The sequence below is a fragment of the Candidatus Accumulibacter meliphilus genome (assembly GCF_036625345.1).
In the GTDB taxonomy this organism is placed as follows: domain Bacteria; phylum Pseudomonadota; class Gammaproteobacteria; order Burkholderiales; family Rhodocyclaceae; genus Accumulibacter; species Accumulibacter meliphilus.
This window is the reverse complement of the sequence record NZ_JAZKTZ010000003.1, coordinates 140,517-162,967: the sequence shown is the minus strand read 5'-3', so window position 1 is coordinate 162,967 and position 22,451 is coordinate 140,517. Positions and strand designations below refer to the sequence as shown.

General features: G+C 61.1%; 19 protein-coding genes and 3 pseudogenes. 15 read left to right on the top strand and 7 right to left on the bottom strand.

From position 1 onward, the window contains the following. Positions 1–224 precede the first annotated feature (224 nt). Complete coding sequence (locus V5B40_RS07095) at positions 225–662, bottom strand: hypothetical protein (protein ID WP_332353828.1); 438 nt, start codon at positions 660–662, stop codon at positions 225–227. Between the two features lie 256 nt (positions 663–918). Between V5B40_RS07095 and V5B40_RS07090 the strand changes: the two genes are divergently transcribed. Both V5B40_RS07090 and V5B40_RS07085 read left to right on the top strand, forming a co-directional pair. Then, positions 919–2,460, top strand: a complete 1,542-nt coding sequence (locus V5B40_RS07090; RefSeq protein WP_332353770.1) for an IS66 family transposase — start codon at positions 919–921, stop codon at positions 2,458–2,460. 52 nt (positions 2,461–2,512) lie between these two features. After that, on the top strand, positions 2,513–3,343 hold the full coding sequence (locus V5B40_RS07085; RefSeq protein WP_332353769.1) for a DUF4338 domain-containing protein: 831 nt from the start codon (positions 2,513–2,515) through the stop codon (positions 3,341–3,343). A gap of 378 nt (positions 3,344–3,721) precedes the next feature. On the opposite strand, the gene V5B40_RS07080 is transcribed toward V5B40_RS07085, so the two are convergent. After that, positions 3,722–4,378, bottom strand: coding sequence for a hypothetical protein (locus V5B40_RS07080; protein ID WP_291984497.1), 657 nt, complete (start codon positions 4,376–4,378; stop codon positions 3,722–3,724). Positions 4,379–4,638: 260 nt separating this feature from the next. Between V5B40_RS07080 and ssb the strand changes: the two genes are divergently transcribed. The 9 genes and pseudogenes from ssb (at position 4,639) to V5B40_RS07035 (ending at position 14,767) form a co-directional block, all read left to right on the top strand. Continuing rightward, positions 4,639–5,088: a single-stranded DNA-binding protein gene (gene ssb / locus V5B40_RS07075; protein WP_291984499.1), complete on the top strand. Its 450-nt coding sequence runs from the start codon at positions 4,639–4,641 to the stop codon at positions 5,086–5,088. Between the two features lie 83 nt (positions 5,089–5,171). Then, on the top strand, positions 5,172–5,420 hold the full coding sequence (locus V5B40_RS07070; RefSeq protein ID WP_291984501.1) for a hypothetical protein: 249 nt from the start codon (positions 5,172–5,174) through the stop codon (positions 5,418–5,420). A 544-nt stretch (positions 5,421–5,964) separates the two neighbouring features. Next, the gene (locus V5B40_RS07065; RefSeq protein ID WP_291984503.1) at positions 5,965–6,798 is read left to right on the top strand and encodes a PD-(D/E)XK nuclease-like domain-containing protein; all 834 of its coding nucleotides are present in this window, start codon (positions 5,965–5,967) and stop codon (positions 6,796–6,798) included. 94 nt (positions 6,799–6,892) lie between these two features. Next, complete coding sequence (locus V5B40_RS07060; protein ID WP_291987912.1) at positions 6,893–7,954, top strand: recombinase RecT; 1,062 nt, start codon at positions 6,893–6,895, stop codon at positions 7,952–7,954. Positions 7,955–8,831: 877 nt separating this feature from the next. Next, a pseudogene (locus tag V5B40_RS07055) lies at positions 8,832–9,536 on the top strand (hypothetical protein); the annotation flags it as partial. Positions 9,537–10,182: 646 nt separating this feature from the next. Then, positions 10,183–11,538: an IS1182 family transposase gene (locus tag V5B40_RS07050; protein ID WP_332353827.1), complete on the top strand. Its 1,356-nt coding sequence runs from the start codon at positions 10,183–10,185 to the stop codon at positions 11,536–11,538. Between the two features lie 174 nt (positions 11,539–11,712). Continuing rightward, positions 11,713–12,846, top strand: coding sequence for a patatin-like phospholipase family protein (locus tag V5B40_RS07045; RefSeq protein ID WP_332353826.1), 1,134 nt, complete (start codon positions 11,713–11,715; stop codon positions 12,844–12,846). Further along, entirely contained in the window at positions 12,839–13,885 is a 1,047-nt protein-coding gene (locus tag V5B40_RS07040; protein ID WP_291984511.1) for a cyclic GMP-AMP synthase DncV-like nucleotidyltransferase, read from the top strand. The genes V5B40_RS07045 and V5B40_RS07040 overlap by 8 nt, the downstream gene beginning before the upstream one ends. After that, the gene (locus tag V5B40_RS07035; RefSeq protein ID WP_332353825.1) at positions 13,886–14,767 is read left to right on the top strand and encodes an E2/UBC family protein; all 882 of its coding nucleotides are present in this window, start codon (positions 13,886–13,888) and stop codon (positions 14,765–14,767) included. 287 nt (positions 14,768–15,054) lie between these two features. On the opposite strand, the gene V5B40_RS07030 is transcribed toward V5B40_RS07035, so the two are convergent. The 3 genes and pseudogenes from V5B40_RS07030 to V5B40_RS07020 all read right to left on the bottom strand — a co-directional run bounded on the left by V5B40_RS07030 (position 15,055) and on the right by V5B40_RS07020 (position 17,074). Beyond that, positions 15,055–16,161 carry an IS91 family transposase gene (locus tag V5B40_RS07030; RefSeq protein WP_332353824.1) on the bottom strand — a complete coding sequence of 369 codons (1,107 nt, stop codon included), beginning with the start codon at positions 16,159–16,161 and terminating at the stop codon, positions 15,055–15,057. Further along, positions 16,158–16,313 (bottom strand): annotated as a pseudogene (locus V5B40_RS07025) (tyrosine-type recombinase/integrase); the annotation flags it as partial. The gene V5B40_RS07030 and the pseudogene V5B40_RS07025, both read right to left, overlap by 4 nt. Further along, on the bottom strand, positions 16,241–17,074 hold the full coding sequence (locus V5B40_RS07020) for a tyrosine-type recombinase/integrase (RefSeq protein ID WP_332353823.1): 834 nt from the start codon (positions 17,072–17,074) through the stop codon (positions 16,241–16,243). The gene V5B40_RS07020 and the pseudogene V5B40_RS07025, both read right to left, overlap by 73 nt. A 58-nt stretch (positions 17,075–17,132) precedes the next feature. Between V5B40_RS07020 and V5B40_RS07015 the strand changes: the two genes are divergently transcribed. From V5B40_RS07015 to V5B40_RS07000, 4 genes are all read left to right on the top strand, one after another. After that, entirely contained in the window at positions 17,133–18,008 is an 876-nt protein-coding gene (locus tag V5B40_RS07015; RefSeq protein WP_332353822.1) for a ThiF family adenylyltransferase, read from the top strand. Further along, the gene (locus V5B40_RS07010; RefSeq protein WP_332353821.1) at positions 18,002–18,520 is read left to right on the top strand and encodes a Mov34/MPN/PAD-1 family protein; all 519 of its coding nucleotides are present in this window, start codon (positions 18,002–18,004) and stop codon (positions 18,518–18,520) included. Before V5B40_RS07015 ends, V5B40_RS07010 begins: the two co-directional genes overlap by 7 nt. Positions 18,521–19,383: 863 nt before the next feature. Next, entirely contained in the window at positions 19,384–20,466 is a 1,083-nt protein-coding gene (locus V5B40_RS07005; RefSeq protein ID WP_332353820.1) for a DUF7146 domain-containing protein, read from the top strand. Between the two features lie 13 nt (positions 20,467–20,479). Further along, the gene (locus tag V5B40_RS07000) at positions 20,480–20,746 is read left to right on the top strand and encodes a hypothetical protein (protein ID WP_332353819.1); all 267 of its coding nucleotides are present in this window, start codon (positions 20,480–20,482) and stop codon (positions 20,744–20,746) included. Between the two features lie 599 nt (positions 20,747–21,345). Here the strand turns inward: V5B40_RS07000 and V5B40_RS06995 are convergent. Together V5B40_RS06995 and V5B40_RS06990 are read right to left on the bottom strand one after the other, a co-directional pair. Next, a pseudogene (locus tag V5B40_RS06995) lies at positions 21,346–21,546 on the bottom strand (ATP-binding protein); the annotation flags it as partial. Positions 21,547–21,593: 47 nt separating this feature from the next. After that, positions 21,594–22,424, bottom strand: a complete 831-nt coding sequence (locus V5B40_RS06990; RefSeq protein ID WP_332353769.1) for a DUF4338 domain-containing protein — start codon at positions 22,422–22,424, stop codon at positions 21,594–21,596. Positions 22,425–22,451: the final 27 nt, after the last annotated feature.

The following is a 22,451-nucleotide window of genomic DNA, read 5'->3' as shown; positions in this document are numbered from 1 at the left end:
CACCCTCGTGGCGCACCTACGCTGCTTGCCAACGGAAATCACGTCAAGGGAAAGGACGTGCCGTCAACGTTTAGATTTTCTGCCTGATGCTGTCGACGATAAAAGTGCCGAAAGAGATTTACATTAGGCAATCACGCGCCGCGCGTCCAATAGATAAAAATTATAAGGTGAAGCGTTTTTGGCGTAGCAGTGGAAGAAGCTGAAGAAAATACGTTTTGTCATGGTTAGCGGCTCGCGATCGAAGTTTCAATCCACTGTCCAATGTTTTGGTCGATGTGCGCATACACATCGCCGCTGAAGAGCCAGACCATGAATTCCTGCGCAAGCTCGACAACGGCATCGAGATTCGACAGTCCCTGCGCTGTGTGATCGCCGAAGTGCTTGTCCAGAGTAGCGCCGATATGGCGGGTCGATGACTTGACTGCCTTCTGTGCCGGGAAAGCCGACGTAGCCCAGACCGCAGTCCGGGCCATGTGGGAGTCGATCTCAATCAGCGCCATCAACACCACGGTGAACGGTGCTACTGGGCGCTTACTTGTCGCCGAGCCTCCACAGATGAGGTTCGCACCCGTGTCCGTGTACATGCCATGCGCCGCATGGTGCGGGATTTCCGCTTCTGTGTTCAGCTTTCCTGTGACCCCGCGAATCGCTGACTGAAGCATGCCAAGCGAGAGGCTACGGCTACGGGTTCACCGAATGCTTGCGCCGGTTCCGGCCATTGCCGGGCGGCTGACTATTCCCACTCAATTATCAACAAAAGTAACTCCTCAATAACCCCGGGCATGGCCGTTCGCTGAATCTGGAATTCTTGCTTGCAGGTAGTGCTGGACACAGCTCGCGAAGCGTGGTTCAATTGCAGGCATGAGCACGGAGCCCCCTCGGACACTACCCCGTATCCCTGATATCTCTGCCGACGAGATGACGCCGGTGGTCGTGCTGCTGCTGGAAATCTGTCATGGGCAGCAGGAACAGATTCAGGCGCTGCGCGATGAGCTTGCGCAGCTGAAGGGTCAGAAGCCGAAACCGGTGATCAAGCCCTCGGCGCTGGAAGGCGAGCGAAGCGGGAAGGAGAAGGGGAGCCGGCCGAAGTCCCGTGGCAAGCGCGACAAGACGGCAAAGCTTGAGATCCACGAGTCGGTCAAGCGGCCGCCGGCGGCGGATGTTCCGCAGAACAGTCGCTTCAAGGGGTACCAGGATTTCGTGGTGCAGGACATCCGGATCGGCGTGCACAATACCCGGTATCGGCTGGAGCGCTGGGTTACCCCCGAGGGAGAGCGCTTGATCGGGCAGTTGCCTACCGAGATCGGGGGTATGCACTTCGGCCCGCAGCTGCGCGCTTTCATCCTCTATCAGTACCACCATGCCCATGTGACGCAGCCGTTATTGCTCGAAGAGTTGCGGGAGTGGCAGATCGACATCTCGGCCGGGCAGCTCAGCGCCTTGATCACCGATGGCCATACGGACTTCCATCGCGAGAAAGACGCTCTGCTGCAAGCCGGACTACAAGGCAGCCGGTACGTTCAAGTGGACGATACGGGGGCGCGCCATCAGGGCAAAAATGGGTACTGTACGCATATCGGTAACGAACGCTTCGCCTGGTTCGCGAGCACCGGCAGCAAGAGCCGGATCAATTTCCTGGAATTGCTCCGCGCCGGGCACGATGCCTACACCCTTAACGAAGCGGCACTGGCCTACATGGCCGAGCACAAGCTGCCCGGCGCTCAACTCCAGGCACTCACCTCCCTGGCACCGGCGGCATGGACAGGTCAAGCCGCCTGGCAGGCGCTGTTGGCTCAGCAGACCATCACGGATCCGCGCCATGTCCGCGTGGTCACCGAAGGCGCGTTGCTGGGTACCGTCGTCGCGCACGGCGTCGCCCCCGATCTGGCGATCCTCAGCGATGACGCCGGGCAGTTCGATGTGCTGATCCACGCCCTGTGCTGGATCCATGCCGAACGGGTGCTCGCCAAACTGCTCGGCTTCAATGCGCCGCAACGCGCGGCGCTGGCCTCGACGCGCAGCGAGCTGTGGGCGATCTACGATGCGCTCAAGGCGTACAAAGAAGCGCCTGATGTGCTCACCGCCGCCGCGATCGAAGCACGCTTCGGGAAGCTTTGTGCCACCCGGACCGGCTATGCCAGCCTCGATCAGGCATTAAAACGAATGCGCCGCAACCAGGCGGAGTTGTTGCGCGTGCTGCAACGTCCCGAGCTGCCCCTACACAACAACCTCAGCGAGTCGGATATCCGCGACTACGTGAAGAAGCGCAAGATCAGCGGCTCCACCCGTAGCCCGTCGGGCCGCCGCTGCCGCGACACCTTCGCCAGCCTCAAGAAGACCTGTCGCAAGAACGGGCTGTCATTCTGGAAATATCTGGAAGACCGCATCTTCGGCTGGCATCGGATTGCGCCTCTTGGACAGTGGATCTTCGAGGGCCCGCCGACGGCGAGCATTCCCTGACGTGACCTCTGAGGCGACTCCCTGGCGCTATTGCGGGCGCCCCTTCAGCAGAGTGGAACTCGACCAGATCCGGGAGCTGATCGCGGCCAATCCGGCTGCCTTGCGCGCCGAGTTGTCCCGGCTCGTCTGTGCCAAGCTTGGCTGGAGCCGCGAGGACGGGCGGCTCAAGGACATGAGCTGCCGCGTGGCGATGCTGCGCATGCAGGCCGACGGCTTGCTGCAACTCCCCCCGCCGCGCAACGGCAATCACAACGGAAAACCCTGGCGCCGTCGCACCGCTCAGGCCGAACCCGAGGGGCCCCTAAGGGCAGATGGCCCTCGTGCCCTGGGGACACTGCAACTGCACCGGGTCAGCAATCGCGCCGAATCGCACCTGCACAACGAGTACCTCGACCGTTATCACTACCTCGGCTATCAACCGCTGCCCGGCGCCCAATTGCGCTACTTCGTTCGGGCGGGCGGACGGCTCGTCGCCTTGCTCAGTTTCGGCGCCGCCGCCTGGAAGACCCAGCCGCGCGACCACTACATCGGCTGGACCCCCTCGCAACGCCAGGCGCACCTGCACCGGGTCGTGAATAATGCTCGATTCCTCATCCTGCCGTGGATCGAATGCAAGAATCTGGCCTCGTCCATCTTGGCTCGCGCCGCCCGGGAGATCGCCGCCGACTGGCCAGTCCAGTACGGTTACCGGCCGCTCTTGCTCGAAACTTTCGTCGAGCAAGAGCGCTTTCGCGGCACCGCTTACCGAGCGGCCAACTGGCTCTGCCTTGGACAAACCACCGGTCGCGGCAAGCTCGATGTCCACCACCAAGCCTTGCTGCCCATCAAAACCGTCTGGGTCTATCCCCTCGACCGAAACTTCAGGCGCGTGCTCTGTCGGTGACCGTAGCGTTCCGGCTCCGACCCAAGCGCATGCACGCACGCCCGGGGTTATTGAGGAGTTACCAACAAAAAACATAAGCAACTGATAGTAAAGACGAAAATAAGGACTGACGTCAGACGATACCAAGAATAATACCAGCACCAAAGGAAGGCTCGAACTGGCGTTCGTCTGTTTGGCGATGCGGTTGCATCGTCAATCATTGCGCTGGTCGCACTCCCCAAGCAGCAATCTTTGCGAGTCTTCAACGGACCCCTTTAGCCGGGTTCGGTTCAGCCGACGAGTTGGTTTGGCGGTACCCGTTGAAGTTGTGTGGCGCCGCGCTACCATTCGGGCCGGCACCTTCGGCCTTCCGCAAGGCGGCCTTGCGCGAGAGAGATTCTACTCGCCTTCGGGGAGCTTCACCCGAGTGTGGTCTGTCGGAGAATTCTCAGCCTCCACCACCGGACCCTCGCTCGCGTCAGCCACCGTCTCGCTCGCCGTCTCCTTCCGCCGTGCCGCCAGCACCGCACGCGTGGCGAGCTGCCGGATCTGTCCGGCCAGACGAAGAATCCGCCGCTTCCATTCATAGACCCCGCGCGCGTATTGGTTGTCGCTGATGACGCATGAAAGCCAGAGCGCATCCAGGTGGGCCATCATCCCGTCGAACTCGCGGATGATCGCCAGGTACTTGATCGAGCGCGGCGAGGTGATCTGCACATCGATGGTCTTGGCGCTGGTGTAGCCGATCGCGGTCTCGATGCCATTGCCTTCGGCCACTTCCTTCAGCCGCAGCGACTCCTTGCGAATCTCCTCCAGGGTCTGGTCGATCTGAGTATCGACCAGGGCATCGACTTCCTGCGCCTGCTCTTCGCTCCCGATGAATCGCAAGACCACACTCAACGAGAACAGCGCGTTGGCGCACATCTCGTAGCCACGGTCGAAGATCTGCTGCGCGTGCAGCGAATTGAGCAAGGCCTTCTGCGTCAGGAAGGGCCGGCTGTTGTCCTGCCGGACCGATGGAATGTGCGTCGAATCGTTCCTCTGTCGCTGTGCCATCTGCCGTCTCCCGGAGTGTCGATCAAGCCCAGCGTATCGCTTGCACTGCGAGCGCGACCTTCGAAAAGCGACCAGAAGCAACGCATTTCGAACCCCTGCGACGACCGTGGCGGCAGAGAATTCAGCCATCTCTCGTTCCGTCTATGACGATCGAAGTGAAGGTAGCTGGCCTTCTTCATAAACAGCATTCTCTCCAACCCCCGGCGGGGTAGCCCCGTCAGGATACGGCGGCGTCCCTGCCTTCATTGTCAGGAGGCAACATGCCATCGTTGAACAGAGTCACCCTCATCGGCCATCTCGGCGCCGACCCCGAGGTTCGCTACACCCAGAACCGAGAAGCGATCGCCACGATCCGGATCGCGACCACAGAGATCAGCAAGGACAAGTCGTCCGGTGAACGCAAGGAGACCACCGAATGGCACCGCGTGATCTTCTTCAACCGTACCGCCGAAGTCGTCGGCGAGTACCTCAGGAAGGGCTCTCCGATCTACGTCGAAGGTCGCATCCAGACCCGCAAGTGGCAGGACAGCGCAGGTCAGGATCGCTATGTGGTCGAGATCATCGGCAGCGAAATGCAGATGCTCGGTGCTCGTTCATCGGCGAAGGACGCCAAGGCATCGGGTTCCGTCCCTCGTCGTGCCGGCACGGCCGCGTCTGATCAGGCAAGCAGTTCAGCCGTCGACGAAGTGCCGGTCATGGAGCCGTTCTGAGCCGGTCGTCACGTCTTTCCCCTACCGGGCGGTCATTCTCCCGGGCCGGGAGCCGACCGCCCTTCACCTCAGGAGGTTCGCTCATGGAACGTGTCATTCTCGTCCTCGCCATGCTGGCAGGGCTTCACTTGCTTCTGTCGTTTCTCCGTTGCTCGGCACAAGGCCTCAGGAGCTTCTTGAGCCGTCGACCCGAAGCGACGGCAGCGCCCGAGCCGGTGAAGGTCACAAGCACCCATTGGCAGCAATACGACCGACCGGCTTACCAGCGCCGGATCGGGGTCGACATCGATCCCGCCAAGAGCGGTGAGGCTTCGTTTGAAGTGATCGCCTGAACGCTCATCCCCCTGCGGGGCATCGCCTCCGCATCAGGGGAGGGATGCCCTTTTTTTTCCTGGAGGCATCTCATGGCACTCGTTCTTCTTTCTTGCTGCATCACCGGCTGGATCATCAGCCGTCCGATCGTTCGCGCGCTGGGGCTCTGAACATGGCTTTCGACCCCGCACACGATCAAGTCGTGCAATCCAACCCGCTTCTCGTTCGACTCTTTTCGGCTCTCTCGATGAATCGTGCCTGCGATCTCCACCAGAGACTCCAGGCAGGGCGCACCGACCCGGAAACCCGCCAGCTACTCCGACGGGCTCTGACCCTCGCGAGTCAAGAACAAGCAGCGAACTGAAGCACGCCCCGGCTTGCCGGGGCTTTCCCGAGTGCGTTTCCTGAGCGCCCTCCGGAAAGCAGCCTTTGATCGAGCGATTCTTCGCCCGAGCAAGTCGCGGTAGCTGGCCGCACGAAACAAACAGCATTTTCATCCACCCAGCCGGGGAGGCCCTCTCCGGAAGGGGCAGGTGACTCCGGCTTTTTTCTTCTGGAGGCACTATGCACGTAAGACATCCTGGCCTGCTGCGCATGCCGGCCAAGCAATACCACGCGGATCAATCGATCGGCCATTCGGGAATCATCAAACTGCTCAAGAGCCCCGCGCATCTGCGCGAAGCCCTTGATCATCCGTCGCCGCCAACGCCGGCGATGGCGTTTGGGTCTGCGGTTCACACCCACGTCCTCGAACCGGATCGTTTTTCCGAAGAGTTCGCGGTGGTCGAGAAGTTTGATCGCCGCACCAAGGAAGGCAAGGAAGCCGCCGCCCGCTTCGAACAGGAAAATCAGGGCAAAACCCTGATCACTTCCGACGACCTGGCGACATTGACCCGAGTGCGCGCCGCCGTTCACGCGCACGAGGGGGCGGCCCGCCTGTTCAAGCAAGGAGAGGCCGAGCTGTCGGCGTTCTGGACAGACCCGCTCACCGGGATCCCCTGTCGCTGTCGTCCGGACTGGTTCAACGGGACGGCCGTGGTCGATCTCAAGAGCTGTGTCGATGCCAGCAGCCGAGGTTTTTCTCGCGCCATCGCCAATCTTGGCTACGACATCCAGGCGGCGTTCTACGTCGATGGAATGAAAGCCGTGACCGGCACGGAGTTGCCCTTCCTCTTTGTCGCCGTCGAAAAAGAGGCTCCCCATGCCGTGGCGCTTTACCGGGCTGACCCAGAAATCATCGAGGTCGGTCGCAAGAAGTACCGGGCAGCACTGCAGCTTCTGAAGTGGTGCCAGGACTCGGGCAACTGGCCGGCTTACCAGCCCGGGGGTGAGATCGAATTGATTTCGCTACCGCGTTGGGCAGCCAACGCCGACGCCTTCGAGTTCGACGCCGCCTGATCGGCGGCCATTTTTAGTTCATTGACCCCGGCGGGGAGACCAGTCCCCGCTCCGGGAGGCATGGTGTCTCCGCCATTTGTATTTGGAGGAAACCATGTCTCAAACCTTGCGTAACATCCAGAGCGCCCGTCAGGGGAATCCGACCAACGTGGTGTCTTTTCCAGCGATGCTCGAACAGCTCAAGGGCGAAATCGCCCGCGCGCTGCCCAAGCATCTCAGCGCGGAGCGCATGGCGCGGATCGCACTGACTGCATTTCGCATGAATCCGAAGCTGTCCGAAGTGGAGCCACGCAGTGTCGTCGCGGCGGTCATCCAGTCTTGCCAGCTCGGTCTGCAAATCGGCCTGATGGGCGAAGCGCATCTCGTCGTGTTCGGTAGCCAGTGCCAGTTGATCCCCGGCTATCAGGGGCTCGTGAAACTCGCGCGCAACAGCGGCAGCGTGCAGGACATCTATGCGCACGAAGTGCGGATCAACGACCGGTTCGACATCGTCCTGGGCCTCAACCGTTCCTTGATGCACGAGCCGTTGAAGAAGAACGGCTTCCCGGCGTCCGACGACGAGCGTGGAGCGATCGCCGGTTTCTACGCCGTCGCGGTGTTCAACGATGGCTCACGCACCTTCCACGCCCTGTCAAAGGAGCAGGTCGAGTGGGTACGTGATCACTCCCGCGGCTACCAGATGGCGAAGAAGAACCGAAAGGAGAGTCCGTGGGACACGCATTTCGTCCCGATGGGCCTCAAGACGGCCATTCGCCGCCTGTGCAATTTGCTGCCGAAGTCGCCGGAGCTGGCCATGGCTCTAGCCATGGACGAACTCAACGAACGCGGTAAAACCCAGAACATCGGGATGGCCGAGGCGATCGACGGCTCCTGGGCTCCGATCATCGACGACGAGTCGAGTGACGCGAAGGCTGAGGAGACGGGGGCGGGCGACCAGAAGTCCGGTCGTGAAGGTGGCAAACCGCCGCTCGATACGCTCCTCGCCAGCATCAGCCAAGCTGCATCCGTTGATGAACTCGACGAACGCTATGCCAAGGCCGAAGACGCCGCCGACGACGGCGATCTTGAGCAGTTGCTTCGCGCCTATCGCAGTCGTAAGGCGGCGTTGACCGACACGGCTTCACCGGTCAGTGCGATTGTCGGCGTAGCGAAATGAGCGCCCCGCGAGGAAGTGATCGCGGTGTCTCTATCCATGGCCGATGGCCCGAGGCCACGACGAAAGGCTGCGGTCCGCACCGAGCGAGCAGAAGCACCTGGCGAAGGCTGCCCGTGGTCTGACGATGAACTCGTCAGGCTTCACAGGCGCCTGCTGCACAAGTCGCTGCGCGCTCTGTTCGATTCGAGGGTCTGCGCCGCTACACGGGTGGAGATCCTCGACTGGCTGCTGTCCCCGAAGGAGTGCTCGAACGCCTTCTCGTACCACGCGTGCTGCGCGCTTTCTGGCCTCGATTCCGAAGTGATTCGGGATCGGGTGCTGGAACGCTACCGGCGACGCGATCCCCGATAAACCCCCGGCGGCAACGCCGGGCTTTCCGCAGAGGGTTGACGCAGCCCTTTGCGGAAAGCGCATCTAGGCGTTGGCGCCGGCCGGCCGGTGGAATTCTCCGTGTTGCTGCGAGGTTGTGCGCTCCAGGTTTGCATTTCGGGACGGGCATGGCTCTGGCGAGAGCTCTTGCCTGACACGATCTGACGACAGACCGAACTGCGCGCGCGGTGGACACAAGTAAGCCAGGACTCTGCAGTCGATGGTTGCCGCGGGTCGGCAAGATCTGTTCGAAGTGCTGCGACGTCAATAGTGACGCGAACGTCCGCTGTGCCGCGTATAGCGGTCTCTCCCATAGGACGACCCGTGAGCCGCTGCCGGCCAAAGGCTGGCGCTCGTCCGTGACTGCTCTCTGGTACTCGCCCCCCCCAATTTGTACCGATGCAGCGCTGGCCTCCCCACCTGCGATCGGCGAACAGCCCCCACGTAACTCGGGCGCGGGTTGCTGGATTAAAGTAGATGTTGCTGACATCACCTAGAGAACCGATCCATGAACGAAGCTTGGATTCTTCAAACCTCTGAAATTCGGCGTCCGTTCTCTCGGGCGACCTGGGTCCCACTCCGGGCGTCGCTCAATGACGAGAAGGGCAACGTGACGGAGGTTGGGTATATCGGCAACATATTCGCTTGCGGCTCCGTCGCCTTTCCAAACAAGCATCGCGAACTTGCCGAGCGCTTGAGCTGGAGCGACATCGGTATCGGGCACACCGTGGCACCGTATGCGTACTCAGACGGACATTACTCGCCGATGGATGAGTACCAGTACAACGACAAGGAGTCCATCGGGATCAACCTTGTTTTCGAGCACCCACAGCCCGTGGTCGGCGGCCGGCAGTGGATCCTGAATCCTGACCTGGTGGTCGCGCTTCGCCTGATTAAGGAAGGGCCGAACTGGGCCAGGCCGGAAGAGGACTTTGTCGTGGTCGCTAGGGAGACGGTGGACAGCGATGGCAGCCATCGCCTGATAGAAATCAAGCGCGAGTTCCTGATGGACTATCTGGCCGCGCGCGGCCTCTCCCTTCGTCTGTCCTATGACCGCCAGCGCGTCGAGAACGTGGCCGACCACAAGGACAGCCCCTATGCCGGCCTGAACGAGATCCAGGATCAGCGTGAAGGTGGAAGGTACGAGCTGCGCATCCGGGAGCTGAGCGCCGTGTTTGGCGGGAACTGGGCGTCGCTTCGTATGTGGCGCACTGTATCCAACGGGTCAGAGTGATTTCAGTTTCCAAATCACTCTGACCCCCATGGCACTACCTTAGGCCGATAGCATGGACAAATCACTCTATTTCTTGCTTGCCAACGTACGTCACCACCGGCGCAAGCCGGTGCCCGGGAAGGTCCGTCGATGCTGGATTCAGGTTTTTTCTTGGATGCAAAGGCGGCTTACGTTTCTGTAGCAACTGCTTGTCGTTAAACGAAAAACATGGCATGTCAAAAGCTTAAGGTAGTGCCATGGCACTCTGACCCGTTTAGTTTCACGGGCAGTGGCAATGTATCGACCATGCATGATATTTGGCTTAAGACCATAATTCATAAGCTGCTTGATTCGATCACCCTGTTCTCGAAGACCTGCCGTCAGGCCAATTCACACAACGCGGCTATTCCAAGCGATAGCGGTTGTACGGGTGCCAGAGTTACCATACCTTGGAAGAAGACGTTTAGCCCAATTCAGACGATCGGGACCGGCAAGAGGAACCGGCCTGAGCAAACGCAATCATTGGCACAGGTGTCTCATAGAGTCAGTCCGCATGCGCATAGGGAAAACCTTATGCTCTAGCAGCCTGTCGGACTTACCCCGCTGCATGCGATAATCATAGTTATTGATTGAGACGGGCGTTGCCATGACCTTTCACGCGATAGATCGAGACACCGACTACCTGTTGCCCCCGTCGGTGCAAGAGTGGCTGCCAGAAGCGCACCTGGCACGGTATGTCGTGGATGTAGTGGAAGGACTTGATCTATCGGCGCTGGAACGAGCCTATGCCGGGCGTGGCAGCGAGGCCTATCACCCGGCGACGCTGCTCTCCTTGTTGATCTACGGCTACGCCACGGGTACGTTCTCCAGCCGCAAGATTGAACGGGCGACCTTTGATTCACTGGCGTTTCGTTACATTGCCTGCAACCGGCATCCCGACCACGATACGCTGTTTTACTTCAGGAAGCGCTTTGGCAAGAAGTTTCAATCCGCCTTTGTCCAAGTGCTCCAGATTGCTCGGGAGAACCAACTCTCGCGTTTTGGTACCGTCAGTCTGGATGGCACCAAGATTCACGCCAACGCCAGCCGGCACAGCGCCCTATCGTATGGGCACGCTGAGAAGATCGAAGCCCACCTGAAGGCGGGGGTACAGGAACTGCTGGCTCTGGCGGAGTCAGCAGATCAATCGTCGGTGCCGGACGGAGCGAGTCTTCCCGACGAGATCAAGCGCCGAGAGGATCGCTTGGCGGCGATTGTGGTCGCCAAAGCCAAGCTCGAGGCACGGGCCAAAGAACGGTATGCGCAGGAGAGCGCGGAGTACGAGGCCAAGAGGGCTACCCGTGCAGCAAAGGAAGCAGCGACAGGCAAAAAACCGGGCGGCAAGCCACCGACGCCACCTGAGTCCGGACCGCGTGCGGATGATCAGATCAACCTGACCGATGAAGAATCCCGGATCATGAAAGTCGCTGGTGGCGGTTTCGAGCAGTGCTACAACGCTCAGGCAGTGGTCGATACCGAATCGATGCTGATCCTCGTCCCGGACGTCACGCAGGCGACGAACGACAAGGAGCAGGTCGAGCCGATGGTCGGGAAAATGCAAGAGAATCCCGAAGGACTCAATCAGCCGGAGACTCTTTTGGCCGATACGGGCTACTTCAGCCAGAGGAACGTCACCGCCTGCGTCGACACCCAGATAACGCCGCTGATTGCGGTCAAGCGCGATGCGCACCATTCGCCGTGGCGGGAGCGTTTCACCGAGCCGACGCCGCTGGCCGAAAACGCTTCGGCCGTCGATGCGATGAAACATGCGCTCAAAACCAAGGCTGGCCGCGCGGCCTATGCACTGCGCAAACAAACGGTGGAACCGGTGTTCGGCATCATCAAGTCGGTGATGGGCTTCCGCCAGTTTCTGCTGCGTGGCCTGGAGAATGTCCAGAACGAGTGGACGCTGGTTTGCCTGGCGTGGAATTTGAAGCGCATGGCCGCTTTGCGTCTGCAGTAGGAAACGACGACAGGGACACCACCACTCCATGACCAAGCAACCAGATTTCACCCCAAAACGCGCCGACTCGTCCCGGATCGCGGAATTGGCCTACCAGCCAATTCCAAGCCCGACAGGCTGCTAGGCACTTGAAACAACTGGCAAAGACCCCATCTGCATAAGCTATATCAGTGGATGAGCAAAATGGCTGAAAAAAGCAAGCCCTTCAGAGTGTTGTGCTTGGACGGTGGCGGCATGCGCGGGGTCTACCAGGCTGCATATCTTGCGACCTATGCCGCCCGCGTGGCCAAGACCGAGCGCTTGGGGGAAAATGCTCTCGATATCGGCAGTGCTTTCGATTTGATCGTCGGCACCAGCACGGGCGGCATCGTGGCTTGCGCGCTCGCCAAGGGCATCCCCCTTCACGACGTGCAAGATCTGTACTCGGATTACGGCGGCAAGATCTTCCCGCACCAGTGGGCGCGAGCGCTGCCGTTCATTGGCAACTTCGTGGTCCGGAATCTCGGCATAGGCCTGCGACGCGGTGAACTCGCGCTACGGGAAGCACTGAAGTTCAAGCTGGGGGAAACTACCATAGCTGAGGTCTACGAGAAGCGTGGGATCGCGCTGGCGATTCCGACGATCGACATCAACCGGCATTCCGCTGTCGTCTTCAAGACCAAACATCTCAACAGACTTAACGGCCGCGACGACCCGCGCACGCTGGTGGATGTGTGCATGGCTACCACAGCAGCGCCTATTTTGCGTTCGATGGCGAAGCTGGATGAGCCCGGCGGTGACGGTGCAACAACGGCAACCTATGTCGATGGCGGCCTGTGGGCCAACAACCCTGGCTTGATTGGCATGATGGAAGCGGTCGAAATCCTTCATGACCGGGATGAGCAGCGCCCGATTCAGCTGTTTATGCTGGGCACACTGCCCGCGCAGGGGGGCGAGGAAATTTCCGATCGAGCTCGCTATAGGGGAGCTCCAGGCTGGAAGTTTGGTTTGAGGGCCATTGAGGCCGGAATGAACGCGCAGGCCGTTGGATACAGTTACCTCACAAATAAGGTTGCAGAATTGCGCCATGACGGGAGCTTTGCCTACCGTCTGCCGGCTCAGTGCCCATCTAAGGCCCTGCAGGAGTATCTGTCCAACATGGATGACGCTCGGCCTGAGTTGCTGAACGCGCTCGCACGACAAGCAATTTCCGACGTTGACTATGCTTGGGCAAGCCAAGACCAGCACCCTCAGATGAAGGCCTTCCGGACCGCGCTATCCGATTCTCAGCCTCACGCACCTACAAACCAGGAAGAAAAGAATGACTGACATCAATTGCAACGCCGACATGACCGGCTATCACCGTAGCGAGGTCACGCTAGCACTGGGCCAGCAACAGGACATGCGCGGCCGAAGGGACAACGGCCGGGACCGTCTGCGTAAAGGCCTCGACACTGCATGCAAACCGCAGCCACGAGAGATTCACTCTCAGGGCTCGTACCAGATGCGCACCATGGTGCAGGACCCTAACAACGACTACGACATCGACGATGGCGCCTACTTCTGTTCAGAAGACCTGAAAGATAACGACGGTGTAGACTTAACCCCGCTAGCCGCGCGGCAGCGTGTGTGTGACGCCTTGAAGTGGGATGGCCGCTTCAACCAAGAAGCCGAGGTGAAGGACAACTGTGTGCGCCAAGTTTACGCTGCGGGCTATCACATTGACGTGCCGGTCTACCGTATCGGTATGGAGAAGGACTTCGCCGGCAATCACGTCGAGAAGTACGAACTTGCCAGCGGCGACTCGTGGGTCATTTCAGATGCACGCGCCGTCACGAAGTGGTTCAACGACCAAGTAGGTGAGCTGAATTCCGGCCAAGCCGACGGCAGCCAGATGCGGCGTATCACCAGGCTGACCAAGAAGTTCGCCCGGCGCGCGGATTGGAAAGCGAATACCACCAGCGGGATCACGATCTCGAAGCTCGTGGTAGATCATTTCGTGGTCAACGCAGATCGCGACGACAAGGCGCTGCGCCAGACCTGGCAGCAGATCCACTGGGCTCTAACTTTGTCAACCCAGGTTGCACATCCCGTTGTCGCGAAGAACCTAGCCGAGCAAGGCGAGGTCCAAGTCACGTACTTCCGGAACTGTCTGAAGGGGGCGCTGGACACCCTCAAAGTACTCGACCGCGAAGACTGCAGCCGCGCAATGGCCCGTGAGGCCTGGGATAGCGTGTTCGACACGAACTTCTTCTCCGATCAGCCGAATCCCGATACCACCAACGAGGCATCCGCTCTTGGCTCAGTCATGAATGTCATATCGGTCGAAACTGCGCGTCGCGAGGATGGTGGTGGACGCTTCGGCTGAATGACGTCGGCAGAAGTCATCACCGCCGTCGAAGCCGAGCTGGACCAGTGGTGTCCAGGCCACTGGCGAAAGCTATCCGTCGAGGAGATGCAGCCGGACCCTATGCCGCTGTTCCACTGCGGCTGGCGGGTAACTCTTGCAGAGGGCACGATCCGTGCCCCAGGAGTCGGCCACCTTCTGTTCGCCATCGACGTCGCGTTCCCTAACTCCCAGCCCCGTATTTTCGCCCCGGAACTTGGAAGCGATTTCCGCTGGCCCCACGTCGAGCCGAATGGGCTGCTGTGCCTGCGCCCGACGTCGATCATGGCCCCACCGGGCGATCGCGCCCGCGTCCACCTCGATGATGCGGTCGAACTGCTAAACTATTCCGATGCGAAATGCCGGACCGAGTTCGAGCGGGAGTTTGGCTCGTATTGGTCTCAGCAGGCCATCCAGCCAAGCGGAAAACTCAAGGTCCTCAGCCTAGTGAAGCCAGGCGGCAAATCGCGCCAGGTGGCTTTCCACTTGGATGCGCAATTGGGGCGCATCGTTGTCGCCGATACCAAGGCTGAGCTCAAAGCTTGGCTGGTCAGCCTCGGCGTTCAGGTGGGAGACCATTTCCTGTGGCCCGCTCTGCTGGTCAAGCTCCCACGCCCGTGGCAGCCGACCGAGTTTCCGCAAACCGTTGGCGATACGATTCGTGACCTTCCCATGAATGTTGTGCAGCCGATGCTGGTGCATAACCACCGCACGCTGTTCCTGTTCGAAGCTGAAACCTCGACAGGCCCAGTATTCGCCTCGGTCGTGGCGACCGGTGACAAGAGCCGGAGGCTTCGAAACGGATTCCGGAGCTGGGAGCAAGTTCCGCTGGACCACGTGAAGCGTGCTTTGTCTAACGAATAAGGATAGATCGTGCGCAGCCACGATCTGATCCGTTTGTTGGACGAGCCCGGGCCGGAGGGCTGAGCGCCCCTTCTGCAAATATCTTTTTTGGATTTACCACGCAGGCATAAACGCCGGAGGGCCGGGAGCGAGAAGTCCCGGCGCGCTGCTGGACAGGCAACGAAGATCTTGCGAATCCGGCCGTTTTGGCGTCCCGGCCACCGAACTCCGGGCGACCGCATCAATCAGCTTGGGGAAACTGAAGTCCCGAACGCGGCCAGATAGCGCTGTGAAGGCGGATTACATGATCAGATGGCGACCGCAACGACCGGTGGCACAGCAACGACACCGGACGACGTCGATCGAATCCGCGTCCTGACGATCACCATCACGGCGCCACAGCACGAGCAAAGCATCGCTGGCCGCTCCTTGCGCGGTGGCGTGAAGCGGCTGGGATCGAACTTCAGCAAGAGATGCAGCAAGCCGATCAGGCGCTTGCAATTGGCGTGCAGGAAGCCGAAATTGCGCGCGCGGCGAAAGCCTTTGGGCAGCACGTGCTGGAGAATCAGCCAGAGGAAATCAGCACCGGTGAGCGAGCGCTTTTCCGACTTGCCGGTTTTCGCGTTGCGATAGCGGAAGCTCACCCGGCCATTCTCGCAGGCAAGGATGTCCTGTTCACGGATGACACCGCGGTAGAGGTAGCGACCGAGGTAGATCAGCGCCTTCTCGCCGCTGCCCACCGATTGGCAGTGCGCCACCCATTCCCGCGGATAGCACGCCGGCAAGCAAATGCCGGCCGCCTCGATCGCCGCCAGCATTTTTGCCCGGAACACCTTGGCCATCGCCTTCTCGTTGAACAGATAGACGCCGTTCTTGCCGCGCCGCTTGCGTCGCCAGCGCTGCTTCGCTGCATCGAGCGCCGCCGCAGGGACGACGAGATGGACATGCGGGTGGAAGTCGAGCCGGCGCGAGTGCGTGTGCAGGACCGCGATCGCCCCCGGCGTGCCTTGTAACTGCCGGTCGTTCTGGCTAAAGCGGTGCACCGTTTCCCAGGCACAGCGCATCAACAAATCGAAGACGACGTCGGCGTGCGCTGCAGCGAGCCCACGCAATTCAGCCGGCAGCGTGAAGGTCAGCAAAAAGTAGTCGGCCGGGACGAGGCGCTGCATCTGACGTTCCAGCCATTGCTGGCTCTCGTGGTGCTGGCAGTGCGGGCAAAGGCGATGGCCGCAGGAATGCGGAACGAGTTTTTGGTGATCGCAGCCTTCGCACTGGACCTGCATCATCGGGCTGGCCGGGCTGCGGCAATCGCGCATCGCCGAGAGCGCCCGAAGCTGCTCGAAGCTCAGCCGGTGGCGAAATTGCGTCATGAAGTCCGCTTCGAACTGGGCGATGACAGAGCCGAAGCGGATCATCGCGGCGTCCCCTTGCCCACGCGATAGCCGTCCATCAGCGCGTTGATGCGCTCGATGGCGTGATGCCTGGTTTGATCCGTCAGATGGGTGTAGCGAACGGTCGTGAGAATCGAGTGATGGCCGAGAATGCGCTGCACCTCGGTGAGCTCGACGCCGGCCTCGACCAGGTGCGTGGCATAAGCGTGGCGCAAACTGTGTGGCGAAATGTTTTTTTTAGCCCGCAGGATTCGACCACCGCTTTCAGTGCTTTCTGAACGCCGCCGCGGTCGAGCGGCGTCCTGGCCGTGCGTGCTCCCGCCGAGCCGCCGCGGCGATTGGGAAACAGCAGGACGGGATGACGGTGGCGCTGCCAGAAACGGCGCAGGAGTTGGTAGGTGGCCGTCGGCAGCGGCACCAGGCGATCCTTGTTGCCCTTGGCATCGCGGATATGCACACGCCCGCGCGCGCCGTCGATGTCGGCGACCGTCAGCCGCAAGCCTTCGCCCAGGCGCAGGCCGAGACTGTAGAGGGTGAAGAAGAAGACCCGGTAACTGAGCACCTGCGTGGCCAAAAAAATCCGCTCGGTCTCCTCGACCGTGACGATGTCCGGCAGGCGCTGCGAGCGCGGCGGTTTGATCAGACCGGGCGCCACCCAGGGTTTCTTCAGCACGTGCTCGTAGTAGAACTTGAGCCCGTACAGATCGAGCTTGAGCGAACTCCAGGAGTGCGTCTCACGCAGGTCGGCGAAGTAATCCAACAGGTCGGACTCGCTCAGATCGTCGATCTGATGAGCGAAGTAGTCTCCCACCCGGCGCACGGCGCGCGAATACGCCTCGATCGTCTTCGGCTGCAAGCCCTTGAGCGTCAGGTGCTTCTGGTGGAGCTCGTAGTTCGTGTCAAAATTCGTCGTTGCGACAGCGGATATGTCTTCCATCTTGCGGTAACCTCGCATTCATCATGAACATCCCTCGGATGAGGGGCGAGGTGACATCTTGACTTCAACACGACTACAGCGCCGCCGTTTCCTCCGCGTAGCGGCTTCGTCCAACCAGCGTGTGGAGCGTGTCGTCGTAAGTCGCGTCGACGCGCCCTGGATTCATGGGCGGGGCCACTCCCCGGATCAACTCGATTTGCAGGGCCGCAAGGTAGTCATCGTGGGCTGCGGCGCTGTGGGATCTGAAATCGCGGAGTTGCTGGCCAAGGCTGGTGTCGGTGAGCTGACGTTGATCGACAGCGATACCTTTCTGTCCGCGAACGCCAGCCGTCACTTGTTGGGTCTTGGCTCCCTCGGCTGGAACAAGGCCCAGGGCGTGGCTACTGAGTTGCAACGCCGACTGCCCCACCTGAAGATCGGCGCGTCTTACACCAAGAAGTTCGAGCGTCTCACAGCCGCAGACCTAGGGAAGCTTGCCGGCGTGGACATGATCGTAACCGCGGGTCTGGACATCGAAGGCGAAGCGGCCGTGAACGCTTGGCGTCAGTCGTTGAACCGTCCTCCCGCCTACCTCAGTACTTGGGTCGAGGCATATGCCATCGTGGGACATGCCGTGCTGCTCTACGGCAAGGACGATCTGATGTCGCGCTTCGAAGGTGAGCGTCCGGCTTTCCGTTTGACGGACTGGCCGGTGGGGGCCGGCGAGGTCATCGTCGAGGCCGGTTGCGGCAACGTTTTTCAGCCTCATGGCGCGGCCGATCTCCAACCGACCATTTCCATGGCGAGCAAGTTAGCCCTGGATGCGCTACTCGGGCGCGTGCCCGCATCCTGCAGGCGCGTGTGGTTCGGAGACCGAGAGGCCGTGGAGGCGCTGGGCGGTGTGACCCGGGACGACTTTACTGAAACCAATGCCATGCGGCAGCTGACATGGTGACGCGGCCGCCACCTGATGGCACCGCTGCACCCAGCTTAGTCGGTCGGCTTGAAAAGGTTGCGCAGCTGGTGCTCTTTACCGCTGACGCCTTGGCGCATGTGCGCCGGTACCGTCAGTGGTTGCCTTGGGCAAAGGAAGCCGGCGGCCAACTGTTCGGAACCATCAGCGCCGAACAGATCCTGGTGACTACCGCGACAGGCCCGTATCCCCGTGACGAGCGATCGCGCTACCGCTATCGATCCGACCCCGCCGCCGCACAGCACGCTATTCGCGCTCAGGCCGAATCCGGTCTGCTCTACCTCGGGGAGTGGCACACGCATGCCGAAGATCGCCCGGATGCGTCTGGCTTGGACGGCGACGCCATGCGTCTGCTCTTGGCCAAGTCCCAATTGAACAGCAACACGTTGCTAATGCTGATCATCGGACGCAAGACCACGGTCGATAGCCTTGGACTGTGGACCGTAGCGGCTAAGCGCGTGGATCAATGGCGCCTGGAATACATCGCCACCTAACTCCAGAGGCTGCACGATCAGAACGACTTCGATAGCCGCTGGAGATGAGCTTGTGCCTCGCTGGCTTTTCATTCGGTGGTGGAACTTTCGAAAGAGCCACCGTAACCTGAGTTACCAGGGTGACATTGTAGTCATCGACCAATGGAGCTGCGACACGGAACACTCGGAGATTATTTGTCTTTTCGCAGGGTACAGAGCGGCAGCTAACTGGTATATAGCCGCCCGAGTCTTTCCACAGCCCAAGGTCAGCAATGGCACGACCAGACGAAGCGCGCCTCGTCGCGAAAGCCCGCTTTGAAGCAAACACCGGACGCTGATTGTTGTCGCTCACGCCGGCACTCATCCCCGCCAAATTCCGCCGCCAATTTTTGCCACCAAATTTGTGCGGTTTTACTCCGCCGCTAGCGCCGTTCCCTGGCGCTGGCAAAGCGAGGGCGGTTGGAAATCGCATCCAACCGCGCTGTTCGGCCGTACGCACCGAGATGCCCTGTCGTCGAATTCGATCCTGTCAGGACGCATTTCGCCCCCCGTAGACCGTAGTCACTGCGTAACATCGTAGCCGTTTCCTCCCCTGCAGCACTTTCCTCGGCCACCGTGCCGGGGCTTTTCGGAGGGGGTTCGGTGAGCCTCCTGCGAACAGCGATTGAGTTTCGATCCCGCACCGTAAGGCGCAGGATGGACGTGTGGTAGCTGGCCACAAGAAAACAAACAGCATCATGACCCCGCCGGGGAAGCGTATCCCGGCAGGGCTACCTTCATGCCGCGCGGAACGTTCCAACCGGCCTTGCCGTGGCCTTCCCCAGGACCCCGGCATGGGGTGCTTCGGAAGGTCTCGACCGGGACATTCCATGGAGGCAACTGCAATGAAACAGGCTTATCAAGCACAGAGCGTCAAGGATGACGCACGCGGACGCTGGGAGCGGGTCTTGCCCGATCTGGCGCCGGCGTTGAAAGAGGCTGTGGAGCGGCGAGGGAAGCATGTCCCTTGTCCGGTCCATGGTGGTCGGGATGGCTTTCGGGTTTTTCCTGACGTCGATCAAACCGGCGGCGGAGTCTGCAACACCTGCGGGTTTTTTGCCGACGGCTTGTCTTTGCTGATGTGGGTCAACGACTGGGATTTCAGTCGCACGATCCGCGAAGTGGCAGAGCATGTCGGCGGCCAGCCCGTCAGCAGTACCCGCAGGCAATGGCCGTTGGTCGCAAGTGGTATGTCCGACGATGCCACCCGCCGCGAACATCTCAATCGCACGTGGCGGGAAGCCGTCCCGCTGACGCACCCGCAAGCCGAGCCGGCGCGTCTTTACTTGGCACGGCGTGGTCTGGCGGCAACGTCGCCACAAACCCTGCGCTTTCATCCCGCACTGGGTTACTACGCCGATCGGTGTCTCGTGGGGCGCCATCCAGCCATCCTCGCCCAAGTCACCGGGCAGGGGTGCGATGCAGTGACTCTCCATCGCACCTATCTGACGGTCGATGGCCACAAGGCGCCGGTCGACGCGCCCAAGAAGCTGATGTGCCATCCCTCGGCGCGACAGCTGACCGGCGGCGCCATTCGGCTGATAGCCCCCGGGAGTCGCCTGGCGGTGACCGAGGGCATCGAAACCGCGCTTGCCGTCATCGAAGCCACCGGTCTGCCCGCCTGGGCGACCGGAAATGCCCATCTTCTGGAAGCCTTTGTTCCTCCTCCAGGAGTGCGCCAGGTTCTGGTCTTCGCCGACAAGGACCGGCCGTCGCGACAGCACCCGTCCGGACACGGACAGGAAGCGGCGAGGGCATTGGTGACTCGGCTCTGGGCCATGGGGGTTCAAGCCGGTGCGATTGCGCCAGCGCTCACGATTCCCGACGGCCAAAAAGGGGTCGATTGGCTCGACGTGTTCAATCTCGCAGGGAAAGCAGGTTTTCCCACGCTCGGCAGCGTCGACAAGGCGCTGACCCGGGCCGCCTGACGAGGAGGTGATCATGTACGGACTCATCGACTTCAGCCGGATAACTACCCGGCCAGGGGGCTTCGGGCCTTTCGCACCGCCAGTCGGATGGCAGGGCGACTACTGGCAATACCTGCAAGTCCGCTTCGCGGAGGACATCGGTGTGCGACAGCAGATCCTCGTCGTTCGCCGAATCCTCGTTCGTCAATCTGGCGGTACACGCACCCGGTTTCTCGGCCCGCATGCCGTCGAAGCTCGGGAGTTTGCTCTTTCCGCGGGCTCATCGCTCAGCGCCAACTAACGCAGCAGAGCTGCCCGGCCTTGGCCGGTCCTTTCATCCCACGGGGAGTGTATCGCTCCCCGACGGGGACGGTGCCTTCCCGTTTTTCACTGGAGGCACCATGTACGACAAATTCGCACCGCTTCTCGAACAGGCTCTCACTGAGCCCGGGATTGTCAGCCAGGCTTTCCGCCGGTTTCACCGCTTCAGTGTTGGTAACCAGATTCTGGCGGCCATCCAGCTCCGTCAAAAGTGCCTGCCCTTGTCCCCCATCGCGAGCTTCAGTCGATGGAAGGCGCTGGGTCGGTCCGTCTGCAAGGGACAGAAAGCGCTGTTCCTGTGGATGCCGATCACCGTCAAGCGACGGGAACCCGACGTTGTTTCCGGTGACTCGGGCGATTCCGACGGCAGCGACGAGGTGTTTACGCGCTTCAAACTGGCGCCACGCTGGTTCAGTCTGTCCGCGCCGGGGCGAAAGCGGCGTCCACGAGCCGACATAAAACTGGTGCGAGCAAGGCGCGGGCTCTGGGGCTGGGATGTTTGGTTTGAGTGCGCAAAGAGAGGGCCGACCCGCCGATGGGAAGGCGGTCGGTACAGGCTGGTCGAGGACGGGTTGAGAATCAGGCGTCGTGCTGCTCGCGCATGCGGTAAGAGGAACCTTCGATGACCAGCGTCTCGGCATGATGCAGCAGGCGGTCGAGCAAAGCGGCGGTGAGGGTGCTGTCGTTGTTGAAGATCTCCGGCCATTGTTTGTACGCTTTGTTCGACGTAATGATTGTCGAACCGCGCTCATAGCGCTGGCTGATGTAACTCCTCAATAACCCCGGGCGTGCGTGCATGCGCTTGGGTCGGAGCCGGAACGCTACGGTCACCGACAGAGCACGCGCCTGAAGTTTCGGTCGAGGGGATAGACCCAGACGGTTTTGATGGGCAGCAAGGCTTGGTGGTGGACATCGAGCTTGCCGCGACCGGTGGTTTGTCCAAGGCAGAGCCAGTTGGCCGCTCGGTAAGCGGTGCCGCGAAAGCGCTCTTGCTCGACGAAAGTTTCGAGCAAGAGCGGCCGGTAACCGTACTGGACTGGCCAGTCGGCGGCGATCTCCCGGGCGGCGCGAGCCAAGATGGACGAGGCCAGATTCTTGCATTCGATCCACGGCAGGATGAGGAATCGAGCATTATTCACGACCCGGTGCAGGTGCGCCTGGCGTTGCGAGGGGGTCCAGCCGATGTAGTGGTCGCGCGGCTGGGTCTTCCAGGCGGCGGCGCCGAAACTGAGCAAGGCGACGAGCCGTCCGCCCGCCCGAACGAAGTAGCGCAATTGGGCGCCGGGCAGCGGTTGATAGCCGAGGTAGTGATAACGGTCGAGGTACTCGTTGTGCAGGTGCGATTCGGCGCGATTGCTGACCCGGTGCAGTTGCAGTGTCCCCAGGGCACGAGGGCCATCTGCCCTTAGGGGCCCCTCGGGTTCGGCCTGAGCGGTGCGACGGCGCCAGGGTTTTCCGTTGTGATTGCCGTTGCGCGGCGGGGGGAGTTGCAGCAAGCCGTCGGCCTGCATGCGCAGCATCGCCACGCGGCAGCTCATGTCCTTGAGCCGCCCGTCCTCGCGGCTCCAGCCAAGCTTGGCACAGACGAGCCGGGACAACTCGGCGCGCAAGGCAGCCGGATTGGCCGCGATCAGCTCCCGGATCTGGTCGAGTTCCACTCTGCTGAAGGGGCGCCCGCAATAGCG

Bases quoted from the DNA above. Each gene is read 5' to 3' on its own strand.
- V5B40_RS07045 (WP_332353826.1), top strand. From the start codon at position 11,713: ATGAGCAAAATGGCTGAAAAAAGCAAGCCCTTCAGAGTGTTGTGCTTG.
- ssb (WP_291984499.1), top strand. From the start codon at position 4,639: ATGCCATCGTTGAACAGAGTCACCCTCATCGGCCATCTCGGCGCCGAC.
- V5B40_RS07050 (WP_332353827.1), top strand. From the start codon at position 10,183: ATGACCTTTCACGCGATAGATCGAGACACCGACTACCTGTTGCCCCCG.
- V5B40_RS07065 (WP_291984503.1), top strand. From the start codon at position 5,965: ATGCACGTAAGACATCCTGGCCTGCTGCGCATGCCGGCCAAGCAATAC.
- V5B40_RS07095 (WP_332353828.1), bottom strand. From the start codon at position 662: ATGCTTCAGTCAGCGATTCGCGGGGTCACAGGAAAGCTGAACACAGAA.
- V5B40_RS07010 (WP_332353821.1), top strand. From the start codon at position 18,002: ATGGTGACGCGGCCGCCACCTGATGGCACCGCTGCACCCAGCTTAGTC.
- V5B40_RS07040 (WP_291984511.1), top strand. From the start codon at position 12,839: ATGACTGACATCAATTGCAACGCCGACATGACCGGCTATCACCGTAGC.
- V5B40_RS07030 (WP_332353824.1), bottom strand. From the start codon at position 16,161: ATGATCCGCTTCGGCTCTGTCATCGCCCAGTTCGAAGCGGACTTCATG.
- V5B40_RS07005 (WP_332353820.1), top strand. From the start codon at position 19,384: ATGAAACAGGCTTATCAAGCACAGAGCGTCAAGGATGACGCACGCGGA.
- V5B40_RS07000 (WP_332353819.1), top strand. From the start codon at position 20,480: ATGTACGGACTCATCGACTTCAGCCGGATAACTACCCGGCCAGGGGGC.
- V5B40_RS07035 (WP_332353825.1), top strand. From the start codon at position 13,886: ATGACGTCGGCAGAAGTCATCACCGCCGTCGAAGCCGAGCTGGACCAG.
- V5B40_RS07070 (WP_291984501.1), top strand. From the start codon at position 5,172: ATGGAACGTGTCATTCTCGTCCTCGCCATGCTGGCAGGGCTTCACTTG.
- V5B40_RS07020 (WP_332353823.1), bottom strand. From the start codon at position 17,074: ATGGAAGACATATCCGCTGTCGCAACGACGAATTTTGACACGAACTAC.
- V5B40_RS07090 (WP_332353770.1), top strand. From the start codon at position 919: ATGACGCCGGTGGTCGTGCTGCTGCTGGAAATCTGTCATGGGCAGCAG.
- V5B40_RS07080 (WP_291984497.1), bottom strand. From the start codon at position 4,378: ATGGCACAGCGACAGAGGAACGATTCGACGCACATTCCATCGGTCCGG.
- V5B40_RS07060 (WP_291987912.1), top strand. From the start codon at position 6,893: ATGTCTCAAACCTTGCGTAACATCCAGAGCGCCCGTCAGGGGAATCCG.